Source organism: Bacillus sp. SRB_8 (assembly GCF_003264205.1).
Taxonomy (GTDB): Bacteria; Bacillota; Bacilli; order Bacillales; family Bacillaceae_G; genus Bacillus_A; species Bacillus_A mycoides.
In genome coordinates this window covers 920876-932629 of sequence record NZ_NADT01000018.1, presented here as the reverse complement: position 1 = coordinate 932629, position 11754 = coordinate 920876, and the positions used below count along the sequence as shown (strand labels likewise).

Here is an 11754-nt window from a genome sequence, read left to right as displayed (position 1 = left end):
ATTACAATTTATGCTGACGCTAAAAGACGTATTGCTTCATTTTTGATATTGATGGCTGAGTTATAATCTCTATCGAGATTTACACCGCATATACAAGAATAGATTCGTTCAGACAATGTCAGACTTTTCACATTTCCACAGCTACTACATGTTTTTGTTGATGGAAACCATTTGTCTATTTTCACAAGTTGTTTTCCTTGTTCGTTTAGTTTATAAGTTAAGAAAGAAGTGAACATACCCCACCCATTATCAGCGACACTTTTTCCAAAATGAAGTGCTTGCGATATTCCTTTCATGTTTAGATCTTCAATAGCTACAACATCAAAATTGGCAGCTAACTTTTTAGACTCATGATGAAGAAAATTCTTACGTTGGTTAGCTACTTTCTCATGTAACGTAGCTACACGAATACGTTGTTTATTCCAACGTTCAGAACCTTTATTGCGTCTTGATAATACTCGTTGCGCCTTTGTTAATCGGTCTAACATGTTACGATAGAACTTAGGATAATTGGCTTTCTCATCCTCAGAACTGACGTATAATCCATCCATTGCAAAGTCTAATCCAACAACTGTTTCTACTTCTTTTTGTACAATCTCTTTTTCGTATTCAGTCAAGATTGACACATAGTATTTACCAGTAGGTGTCATAGAAATCGTACAAGACTTGATCATATAATCTTGTGGTATCTCTCTATGTTTTTTGATACGTACCATTTTCAGTTTTGGCAATTTGATATGACCATTAAGCAACAGAATATTACCGTTTACTACATTCGTTGTATAAGACTTTCTGTCCTTTTTACTTTTGAATGTTGGGAAGTTATTTTGACCACTAAAGAAATTCTTATATGCAGTTTGCAAGTGTAGTTGAGCATTTGCCAAAGCTAATGAATCAACTTCTTTTAACCACTCAAATTCTGCTTTATATTTCGCAGGGGTTGGAGGCTTTTGTTTCTTTAGTTGTTCCTTATCATCTTTGTATTTTTCGTACGCTTCTTTTCGCTCAGCTAACATTCTATTGTACACGAAACGTACACAACCGAAGGTTTTACGTATAAGATTTGCTTGTTCTTCTGTTGGATACATCCGGAATTTATATGCTTTATTCTGCTTTGTCATATCATTTCACCTCACTTTTTACCTTGATTTTCAATATGTTTCTTTACTACGTCTATTGGCGAACTACCAGTAGTTAGTAAGCAAAAACTTCTTGACCAAAACATTTCTTTCTAAAGTTTTTTTCACTTGTGGAAAGTCTTTCTTGATTAGTTGAGAACTTGCACTTTTATAAGCATTAATAAATTTTGTCATTTCTTTTTAAGCGAGTAATTCTGATGCGGTGTGCTGAAGGACTGTTTCATATTGGTCAAGTAAGCCACGAAAGATTCCATCCCAGCTTTTTGATTGGGCATAAGACGAAGCCGCTATGCCCATTTGCATAAGTTGATCTTCATTTTGCAATAAAGAATTGATGGAGGATAGAAAGGAATCCGCATGTTTGGGTGGACAAAGAATTCCTGTTTTTCCATCTGTAATAATATTTTTAACCCCGCCACTATTTGCACCAATGACAGGTGTACCGCATGCAAATGATTCAAGTACGACATTTCCGAACGTTTCAGTAGCTGATGGAAATACCATCATATGAGAACAAGCATATGCTTCAGCTAAATCTGTGCCTTGTAAATATCCAGTAAAAGTGACATTTGTTTTCGGAACAGCTTCACGCAAATTTGTTGCTAAAGGCCCGTCTCCAGCGATGAGCCAATGAATGTCGTCACGTTCTTTGTTTGTCGTTTGAATAAGTGTTTGAAGAGTATCGATATCTTTTTCAGGAGCAAGGCGTCCGACGTAGGAAAGAATATATTTCGCTGTAATATTATATTTTTTTCGGAATAGGTCTTTATTGTAAGTTGGATGAAAGAGAGTACAATCTACACCACGTCCCCAAATATAGAGCTGTTGAAATCCTTTTTTCTTTAATTGATGTAATGTTTCAGGAGAAGGAACAAAGTTTTTTTGCATATGACTATGAAACCAGCTTAAATAGTTCCATAGCATATTGGAGAGAAATTCGATTTTGTAATAGCGTAAATAGGCGTCAAAATCAGTATGATAAGAACCGACAACTGGGATATTTAACTTTTTGGCATAATATAACCCACAAAGTCCCATATTGAAAGGCGTAGCGATGTGAATGATATCAGGTTTAAAGGCAAGAAGTTCCCGCTTAATGCGCGGAGTAGGAAAGGCAAAGCGACATTCTGGATATAATATTGTTAACGGGATACTTCTCATTTTGTTCACATTCGCTACGAAATTATCTTCTGCCGTATGCTGAGGGGCGAAAACAGAATAGGCGATATTTTCTTTTTGAAAATATTTAGTTAAACGTTCCAAAGTTTTCGCCACACCGTTGACTTGTGGTGTAAATGTATCGGTAAATATGGCGACTCTCATCATATCGCTCCTTTACATGAGTGGAATGAGTTGATAAAAAGAGATGATGCCAGAGCAAGTGCCAAGGCACATGCCTACAAATACATCTGACGGATAATGAAGCCCTAAATAAATACGGGAAATACCGACGCATAATGCTAACGGTAATAGAAAAGCAAGCAAGTTTGGATTATAGCAAATAAATGGAATGAGGACAGAGAAAACAGCCGTTGTATGTCCGGATGGAAAAGAATGATCTTTTAATGGATGAACTGGATATTTCGCATCCTGAATTGTTAAATAAGGGCGTTTTCGTGGATACCATCTTTTTAATATTTGCACAGGAATATGGCTAATTGTTAAAGAAATAGCAGTTGCAATTGCAGCTTGATGCAAATTCCCTGTTGCGAAAATTAAAAAGAATAGGGTAAGTGCAATGGAAAAACTTGCACCACCGATATGGGTAATATTGCTGAAAAAGATGTTTAATGTTTTTTGATCAAAGTAGCGATTAATTCCTTTGAAGATGTAACATTCTATTTTATATAGTCCACTGACCTTCATGAGATTTTTCCTCCCTCATTTACATATATATGGAGTTATTAACTTCTATTTTAATAAGATTTTATTGAGGGAATAATAATGTTTTGTAAAGAAAAAGTTAGATTTTTTCATAAAAAAAGCTGCCAGTCTTATGGCAGCGATAAAATCACTTTTGTAACGATTTATAATATTGTCCTTTTTCAACGTATTGTGTGCGGATACGTTCCATATCTTTACGGTCTTCTTCTGTTAATTCGCGAATGACCTTCGCAGGGCGACCGAAAGCTAACGTATTAGGAGGGATTTTCTTTCCTTGTGAAACGAGACTACCAGCACCGATGAAAGCTCCTTCACCAATTTCAGCGCCATCTAATATGATAGATCCCATTCCGATTAAAGCATCTTTTTCAATTTTGCAGCTATGTAAAATAACTTGATGCCCAACGGTAACGTCATCTTCTAAAATAAGAGGATACTGGGGGCTTTGGTGAAGTGTACATTGATCTTGTACATTTACTCTATTTCCAATTATCGTTGGTGATACATCACCGCGGATGACTGTATTAAACCAAATGCTAGATTCTTCGCCAATTGTCACATCGCCTGTAATGGTAACATAGTCAGCGATAAAAGCACTACTCGCAATTTTCGGATTTTTTTCTTTGTAAGGATATATCATGTAAAGCCTTCCTTTCCTAGAGACTAGTTTTAGTGTATCAAATTATGAGAAAGAGTGAAATGGAGGAGGTCCGTATGTGGAATTATGAAGCAGAGGAAGCGAAAGCTGTAGTCGTTATCGTGCACGGCGCAATGGAATATCACGGACGTTACGAAGCTATAGCAGAAATGTGGAATCATATCGGCTACCACGTTGTGATGGGAGACCTTCCATCACATGGAACGACTTCGAGAAATAGAGGACATATTGATTCATTTGATGAATACATAGAGGAAGTTAAATTATGGGTGAAAGAGGCAAGGAAGTATCGATTACCTATTTTTATATTTGGTCATAGTATGGGTGGTCTTATTGTCATTCGTATGATGCAAGAAACGAAGAGAGAAGATGTAGATGGTATTATTTTAAGTTCACCATGTTTAGGTGTATTAACTGGACCTTCTGCTCCGCTTCGAGCTGCCTCAAAAATATTAAATGTTGTTGCTCCAAAATTGCAATTTGCAACAAATCTCACTGTAGAAATGTCAACTCGTAATCATGAAGTGAGAGATGCGATGGAGAATGATTCATTGTTCTTGCGCAAAGTATCAGTACGTTGGTATAGTGAATTGATTAAGTCTATCGAAATTGCGCATAAAAAAATAGGCGATTTTCCAGACGTTCCACTCTTGCTAATGCAGGCTTGTGAGGATAAACTTGTAGATAAAACACGTGTCCGTACTTGGTTTGATAATGTTAAAATAAGTGATAAGGCTTTTAAAGAATGGCCGAATTGTTATCATGAGTTATTAAATGAGTATGAGCGTGATGAAATTTTGAATTATATTCAGTCATTTACTGAAATACGCATCAATAACATAATAGAAACAAATAAGTAAATTATTTGTACATTGAATAGAGGAGATGAAGGAAGAAGTGAACGTACCGAGTAATCCCATAACGCTCATGGCGAAAGTATACCGTGATGTGTTTCCGGTAGTACACCATGAGCTAGCGATGTGGAAAGAGCGTGCCTACCATATTCCGAATGACGAGCTTCATAGTCAGGCAATCGCAAGTATTGAGAATAAAACGTTTCATTGCGAGGGCGGTGGCATTTTAGCGCTACTAGCAAATGAACATCGTGAGGAATGTATTCGTTTTATCGTAGCTTATCAAACGATTAGCGACTATTTAGATAATTTATGTGATCGTAGTACATCACTTGACCCGAAAGACTTTGCGGCTCTTCATGAGTCGATGGTAATGGCATTAAGCCCTGAAGTTGAAGGGGGCGGTAACTATTATCGTTATCGTGATGATCAAGATGATGGTGGTTATTTAGATGAGCTTGTTGAAACATGTCAGGATGTTTTAAAGAAAACGAAGCATTATGATAAAATTGCTCCAATTCTTCATGAACTTGCTTGTTATTATTGTGATTTGCAAATTCATAAACACGTGAAGTTAGAAGAAAGAGAACCACGCTTAAAAACATGGTTTGAAGCGCATAAAGAAAATTTACCACCGATGAGTTGGTTTGAGTTTTCAGCATGTGCAGGTTCTACGCTTGGAATTTTCTGTCTTGTAGCATATGCATTTCATGATGAGTTACATGAAGAAGATATTGTGAAAATTAGACAAGGGTATTTTCCATACGTACAAGGACTTCACATTTTACTTGATTATTTCATCGATCAAGAAGAAGACCGTATCGGCGGAGATTTGAATTTCTGTAGTTATTATGAAAACGAGCAAGCTATATTAGATCGTATGAAACATTTTGTAGAAGAAGCAGAGAAGAGCATTGGTGATTTGCCTCATGCGAAGTTTCATCGTCTCATAAGCCGAGGATTACTTGGTATTTATTTATCAGATCAAAAAGTATCAGCGCAAAAGAATATGCACAAAATGGCACGGCGCATTGTAAAATACGGAGGGCTCACTTCACGATTCTTCTACTGGAACGGGAAGATGTACCGAAAGAAAATGGCGCAGTGATGAAGAGACCATCTCAAAAGGTATTTTGGGATGGTCTTTTCCTATTGTCGTATTTTGTAGTTAAGTCGATATAATTTCATGTGCTGTTGCAATCTTGCTCCATAATGAAAAAGGGACAGTCCAAAATTAGATTTTTTGGACTGTCCCTTTTTACTATGATCGTATTTTTAAAAATACATATATGAGAAGTTCAATCGCGAAAATAACTAAAACAGATAGTCCGAATAAAGGCATGACAGCGCCTAGTATAACCATCATGATAAAGAAAACGAATGTGCTTTTCTTATCTGTTTGCTTAGGAGGTGCTGCTAATTTTCCTTTCGGCTTTCTTGCTAACCACATTTTTATTCCGTAATAAATGAGAAGCAATAAAGATAATGTCGTTAGTAAGCATAATATTTTATTTGGCCATCCGAATAAATGTCCTTCGTGAAGTGGGATACCGTAAGTAAACCATTGTGCAAATAATCCATAATCACGATAGTCCGTTTTGGAAATAAGTTTTCCGCTATATTGATCAAAGTAAGCTGTTATCTCTTCATTTGGTGCCACGTGCATGCCCGTAATGCCAGAACCGCTTGATTTCGAAACAGTGAATACACTTTTCGGATCAGTCGGTAGTGAGATAACGTATGGCTTCTTTATTTCAATTCCTTTTTGTAATTCATCAACTGAAATTGCTTTTGGTTCATTTGAGTTTGATTCCGGAGGAGCTTCTTTTCTTGTTGCCCAGGGTAATTCTTTTACCTTTGATTCAGGTGGTGCCATATACAATTTCGGATATCCGATTGATTCATTCGACGCTGCGATTTTATAAATTTGGTTACCCATAAATCCTGACCAAGGTAAACCTGATGCAACTAAAAGAACGAGAGGAATTGTAAATATAATACCGATAATAGAATGACGTCGTTTTGCCTTTTCTCGCTTATTGGATGCTGGTGTGTTTTTGAATTGGCGTATACTCATATACAACCCGGTTACAATTAAAAAGATTGTCCAGCACGCTGCAAGTTCTACAATATAATTGACGACAGTGCCACCGACTAAAAGGGAACTATGTAATTCCCGCATTATATTGGCAAACGTTTCACTTGCATTTTGATCCCCAACAATTTGATTATTGCTATCTAAATACACAAATTTTTGTTGCCCAGTATATTCATTTGCAATAGTAAGTCTCGTATTATAATCCCCATTAAACTCACTAATTTTCGCCACACTATAATGTGGATATTTTTTCTCTGTTAAGAAAAGCGAATCAGCCATCGAAATAGACTCTGTTTGGGCGCTCTTCCCAAAATATAAATCTTTATAGATGAAATCTTCAACTTCCTCCCGAAATAAATACCCAATTCCGCTCAGTGACAATGTAATAAGAAGCGGCGTAATAAAAAGCCCGGCGTAAAAATGCCACCTCCAAAAAATATAATGAAGCGAACGATTTACTTTCATACTTCAGTTCCCCTAACCTTCCCTATATGAATAAACTACTTATTTAATATAGCGAGATTAAGTGTGATTACTTTGAAATAATTGTGAAAAAAGTTAAAAGTTTTGGTTATTTTTATCAAACATAAAACACATTTTAAAAAGGATGTGTTCTATGTTTATGAAGACTTTTTTATATTTGATGCATAGATCCTAACAACTGCTTTCGCAAGACATTGAGCGGAATCAACAAAGTCCTCACTCACCACCACATTCAAATCGGTACATGCGATAATAGCGGTATCTACTTCGTCTTTTAACTGTAAAACGAGCAGACTCCATAATTTACGAGCTTCCTCAATTTCTCCGCCTTTAATACAAGTAATAATTTGATTAATCATTTCTTGCCATTGTTCATTATGAATGTACTCTATATCACGTTTTGTAATTCCATCTTGGTAAATACTTGCTTGAACAGTCGCTTCTGTTGCAAGAAGAGCGACTCTTTTTGTATTTTCAGGAATTGCTTTTAACGTCTCATCGACTATATTCAAAATAGGAATGGTAATAGAACGCTGTAATTCCTCGAAATAAAGATGCGCTGTATTACATGGCATTGCGATGAAATCTACACCAGTACTTTCAAGTTTTTGCGCTCCTTCAATAATCGCTTTTTTCATCGCCGCATGATCAATAGGGCGATCCATATAAAACGGTGTTGGGCACGAATAAATCATCATATGAGGAAAGTCCATATCATGCTTTGCTCCATAAATTGTTTGGCACTCTGCTACAACTGTATCGACGAATGGTCCGGTTGATTTTGGACCCATTCCTGCTAGTATTCCAATCATTGTTTAGTCCCCTTTAATATGTAATCAAAAACGTTTTCTGCGAACGAGAAAAAGAAATAAAGTAAGTAATAAAAATGAATATACGATAGCCCAAGCTGTAAGCCATAGAGTATGAGTAAGTATATTATATTTGTATTGTCCAAGCATTATAAAGCTTTCGACAGGTGGTAAAAACCATAGTAACTCTTTTTTTAACCGGATTGAGGCAATCGTCATAAGTAATATAAATGTAAGACTAAGCCAAGCGGTGCTTGCTTTTTGAATAATATTTCTAGTAAATAATGTTGCGATTGAAATTCCTAGTATAGATAAAGACATGTGAGCGAGAAATCCGACTAGAAATAAAGAAGCTGTCATTTTTTCATTAAACATTTGCAAAATAATTGGATAGATTACGGATATAAAAGATAAAACAGTACAAATAAGAAGAGCCGTAATATATTTACCAACGTATAATGCCGAAATATTATTTGTATGTGAAATAGTGATTTGTTCTTGTACAGGATCTTCAGTATGAAAAATTGTGACTGTAATCCAGGCAGATAATAAATAAAGTGCGAGTGCTGTTTCTAAGTATGTTGGTACAATGGGAGTTGGTTTATATGTATATACAAAAAGTAAGCTTATGCAGTACATCGCAATAGGAGGAATGTACTTATACGATTTCGTGTAGTCGAGAAAATGGTAACGAATAAGCGCAAACATAATAAACCTTCTTTCGATTTAAAAATTAGGCTGTAGCAGTGTGATAGATGCTTTTTTATGTAATAAAAACTGAAGCATTTCGTTTGCATATTCCTTTTCGATTTGTAATTGAATGAGGTTTTGATTTGAATTGTGTGTAACTTGTATAAATCCTGATTGCTTTTGTAGTTCTATAGCTGAAAATGTTTCGTGAACAATTGCCTCAATATAGACCTGTTCTGTTGATTTTTGCACAGAGGTATCTTCCGCAATTGTATGATTTGCTAATGTCACAATTCTATCGGCGAAGTTTTCTAGTAGTTGTTTTTCGTGACATGTGAAGAGTATAGATATGCCTTGTTGTTTTAATGAGAGTAAAATATGCTCTAATTCTTGCTGAGAGTTAGGGTCGAGTCCAGAAAGAGGTTCATCTAGAATTAATAAATGGACGTCCGTAAGTAATGCTTGCATAATGCCTGTTTTTTGTTTCATACCTTTTGAAAAGTTTCGTACAACGTAATGCTTTGCATGATGTAGATGAAAAGATTCAAGGAGCATCGGAATTTTATTTCTTAAATATTTTGTTGATAAACCGTGAATGTGGCCGAGATGATATAAATAATCCTCTAATGTAAAACGAATTCCTTCAGGAAAATGTTCAGGGACATAACTGATTTGTATATGTTCTTTTCTTTGAAGTGTCCCTGCCGTAGGTGGAATAAAGCCTGCAATTATTTTGAGTAAAGTACTTTTTCCAGTCCCGTTCCCACCAATAATAGCGAGTGCTTCTCCTTCTGGAATGGATAAATCGATGTTGTCTAGTATAAGTGATTTGCCATACTTCTTTTGAATTCCCCTTAGTTCTACTAGCAAAGTTCTATCCTTCTTTCTTCAAATATTGTATACATCCATTATATAGGAGAATAAGAAAAAGACGTGCAATGAATGCACGTCTTTTTTTGTTATGTTTTGTCGAATGATCGATATATCTGAAAAATCGTTGATATAATTATCCTGCTATTTGCCGGACAGTAAACCTCACTGATTAAATTTTCACTTTATCGCTTCTCAATCGCCACAATAAATGGCGGGTTATTTTGCTGGTTAATGAAGCCGTATCGCAAAACGTGAGCTTCTTTTTGATCTAGTTCTTCTGCAAATTTAAGTACAGCGTCGCGTTCTACTTGTCCTTCTGGATGTCCGTGGTAAATGACAAGGACGATGATACCTTCAGGTGCCATTACTTCTAATAATTGCTCGATCGCCGAGATTGTTGAGTTCGGTTTTGTGACGATATGCTTGTCACCGCCTGGAAGGTAACCTAAGTTGAAAATTGCGCCTGTTACTTTTCCTTTTGCATCTTCTGGTAATACGGATAAGAGTGTTTCGTGACTGTCGTGAACTAAAACAGTACGTTCGAAAAGTTCTTTTTCTTTCAGGCGGATTGTAGAACTTTCGATTGCTTCTTTTTGAATATCAAATCCAAATACTTTGCCGTTATCCCCAATGATTTCAGCTAGGAAGCAAGTGTCATGTCCATTGCCAAGTGTTGTATCTACAGCGTAATCGCCTTCTTTTACTGCTGTTTGCAGCAGCGAGCGAGCAAACGGTAATACACGTTCTAATTTCATTTTTGTTTCTCCTCATTTGCATATTTTCCTTGCCAGCTTCCGCGGCGTACAAATTCTGCATCGATGGAATTTAATACTTCCCATTTATTTAAGCTCCACATTGGACCAATCATTAAATCAGGCGGACCGTCACCTGTGATGCGGTGCACAATTACATCTTCTGGAATAATTTCAAGTTGGTCAACAACGAGACTTACGTAATCTTCAAGAGAAAGGAACTCGAGTTGTCCTTTTTCATATTGCTTCACCATTGGCGTTCCTTTTAATAAATGAAGTAAATGAATTTTAATTCCTTGTACGTCAAGCTTCGCTACTTCACGAGTTGTTTCCATCATCATGTCGTAATCTTCAAGTGGAAGACCGTTAATAATATGAGAGCAAACTCTAATGCCATGTTTGCGTAATTTATTTACGCCTTCCACATAAGATGGATAATCGTGAGCACGGTTAATAAGATTTGCAGTACGTTCATGAACAGTTTGTAGTCCGAGTTCAACCCAAAGGTACGTACGTTTATTTAAGTCCGCTAAATATTCAACGACATCGTCTGGTAAACAATCTGGACGAGTTGCGATAGAAAGACCGACAACGTCTTTTTCTGCTAGAAGCGGTTCGAATTTTTCTTTTAACACTTCAAGTGGTGCATGTGTATTTGTGTAAGCCTGAAAATAAGCGATACATTTTCCGTCTTTCCACTTTGAGTGCATTTTTTCTTTCATTTCATGATATTGCGTTATAACATCATCGCGGCGATCGCCAGCGAAGTCACCAGATCCGGCAGCACTACAAAACGTGCAACCACCGTAAGCAACTGTACCGTCACGGTTCGGGCAATCGAAGCCAGCATCTAATGAAACTTTAAAGATTTTTTCACCAAATTCATTTCGTAAGTGGTAATTCCATGTATGATAACGTTTATTGTCATTTGTATATGGAAAAGGGTTTTGAACCTTCATTATTTTCCCTCCTAAGACGAGTCAAAATGAAACAAAATCCATTATAACATACTCATAAGGTTCATATGGAAGGGACACACTAAAGGGGAATTGAAGCAAGGAGGGACAATTATGGCAGAGCGTCAATCACTTGAAGAGTATATTACACAGGCAGAACAAGCGGTGGAATATGCGAAAGAACAATTAGACCAAGGCATGAGACAAGAGCATTACAATACGATGGAGTATTCGGATGCTCAGTTACAATTAGAACAAGCATATAACGACTTACAAACTATGCAGCAACATGCGAATGATGAGCAACGTGAGCAATTAAATAGAGCACGTATGGCAATTCGCCAATTGCAACATCAAATGATTATTACACCGCACTAATAAGGAGTGAATGTAATGGCGAAACGTTCAGATCAAAATAATCCAGAGCAAAAAACGCAAAATGGACATAACGCTGAATTTTCAAATGAACTTGATCCAGTTGTTCAAGTGAAACAGCGTAACAGTAAAAAAGGACAACCTCAAAGATCGAAGCAATCAGAGTAAACCAGGTCGAAATAC

The 11754-nt window shown here is 36.5% G+C and carries 14 protein-coding genes and 1 pseudogene; 4 read left to right on the top strand and 11 right to left on the bottom strand.

Features of this window, described 5'->3' with window-relative positions; translation table 11 throughout:
* Positions 1–8 precede the first annotated feature (8 nt).
* The 5 genes and pseudogenes from B5P40_RS15030 to B5P40_RS15010 form a co-directional block, all read right to left on the bottom strand.
* A complete protein-coding gene (locus B5P40_RS15030) occupies positions 9–1121 on the bottom strand; it encodes an RNA-guided endonuclease TnpB family protein (RefSeq protein WP_113709368.1) in 1113 nt (370 codons plus the stop codon).
* Between the two features lie 11 nt (positions 1122–1132).
* Positions 1133–1316, bottom strand: a pseudogene (locus B5P40_RS15025) (IS200/IS605 family transposase); the annotation flags it as partial.
* A gap of 3 nt (positions 1317–1319) precedes the next feature.
* The gene (locus B5P40_RS15020) at positions 1320–2462 is read right to left on the bottom strand and encodes a glycosyltransferase family 4 protein (RefSeq protein WP_113709367.1); all 1143 of its coding nucleotides are present in this window, start codon (positions 2460–2462) and stop codon (positions 1320–1322) included.
* Positions 2463–2474: 12 nt separating this feature from the next.
* Positions 2475–3005 (bottom strand): phosphatase PAP2 family protein, encoded by a 531-nt coding sequence (locus B5P40_RS15015; protein ID WP_002034412.1) that lies wholly within the window; start codon positions 3003–3005, stop codon positions 2475–2477.
* Positions 3006–3150: 145 nt separating this feature from the next.
* Positions 3151–3663 (bottom strand): gamma carbonic anhydrase, encoded by a 513-nt coding sequence (locus B5P40_RS15010; protein WP_002015678.1) that lies wholly within the window; start codon positions 3661–3663, stop codon positions 3151–3153.
* 74 nt (positions 3664–3737) lie between these two features.
* Here B5P40_RS15010 and B5P40_RS15005 point away from each other — a divergent pair, with 74 nt between their 5' ends.
* Both B5P40_RS15005 and B5P40_RS15000 read left to right on the top strand, forming a co-directional pair.
* Entirely contained in the window at positions 3738–4541 is an 804-nt protein-coding gene (locus B5P40_RS15005; RefSeq protein ID WP_002129529.1) for an alpha/beta hydrolase, read from the top strand.
* Positions 4542–4578: 37 nt separating this feature from the next.
* Positions 4579–5643 carry a tetraprenyl-beta-curcumene synthase family protein gene (locus B5P40_RS15000; RefSeq protein WP_002089107.1) on the top strand — a complete coding sequence of 355 codons (1065 nt, stop codon included), beginning with the start codon at positions 4579–4581 and terminating at the stop codon, positions 5641–5643.
* Positions 5644–5796: 153 nt separating this feature from the next.
* Here B5P40_RS15000 and B5P40_RS14995 read toward each other — a convergent pair whose 3' ends face one another.
* From B5P40_RS14995 to mnmL, 6 genes are all read right to left on the bottom strand, one after another.
* Positions 5797–7098 (bottom strand): PepSY-associated TM helix domain-containing protein, encoded by a 1302-nt coding sequence (locus B5P40_RS14995; protein WP_113709366.1) that lies wholly within the window; start codon positions 7096–7098, stop codon positions 5797–5799.
* Between the two features lie 155 nt (positions 7099–7253).
* Positions 7254–7928: an aspartate/glutamate racemase family protein gene (locus B5P40_RS14985; RefSeq protein WP_002184795.1), complete on the bottom strand. Its 675-nt coding sequence runs from the start codon at positions 7926–7928 to the stop codon at positions 7254–7256.
* 24 nt (positions 7929–7952) lie between these two features.
* The gene (locus B5P40_RS14980) at positions 7953–8633 is read right to left on the bottom strand and encodes a hypothetical protein (protein ID WP_002067629.1); all 681 of its coding nucleotides are present in this window, start codon (positions 8631–8633) and stop codon (positions 7953–7955) included.
* An 18-nt stretch (positions 8634–8651) separates the two neighbouring features.
* Positions 8652–9485, bottom strand: coding sequence for an ABC transporter ATP-binding protein (locus B5P40_RS14975; protein WP_002034419.1), 834 nt, complete (start codon positions 9483–9485; stop codon positions 8652–8654).
* A gap of 185 nt (positions 9486–9670) precedes the next feature.
* Positions 9671–10243 (bottom strand): tRNA 5-(aminomethyl)-2-thiouridylate-methyltransferase MnmM, encoded by a 573-nt coding sequence (mnmM, locus tag B5P40_RS14965; RefSeq protein WP_078176466.1) that lies wholly within the window; start codon positions 10241–10243, stop codon positions 9671–9673.
* On the bottom strand, positions 10240–11199 hold the full coding sequence (gene mnmL, locus B5P40_RS14960; protein ID WP_002167527.1) for a tRNA modification radical SAM protein MnmL/YtqA: 960 nt from the start codon (positions 11197–11199) through the stop codon (positions 10240–10242). The genes mnmM and mnmL overlap by 4 nt, the downstream gene beginning before the upstream one ends.
* A 111-nt stretch (positions 11200–11310) precedes the next feature.
* On the opposite strand from mnmL, the gene B5P40_RS14955 reads away from it, so the two are divergent.
* The gene (locus B5P40_RS14955; RefSeq protein ID WP_002089099.1) at positions 11311–11574 is read left to right on the top strand and encodes a YtzC family protein; all 264 of its coding nucleotides are present in this window, start codon (positions 11311–11313) and stop codon (positions 11572–11574) included.
* A gap of 15 nt (positions 11575–11589) precedes the next feature.
* Positions 11590–11739, top strand: a complete 150-nt coding sequence (locus B5P40_RS14950) for a hypothetical protein (protein WP_001129345.1) — start codon at positions 11590–11592, stop codon at positions 11737–11739.
* Positions 11740–11754: the final 15 nt, after the last annotated feature.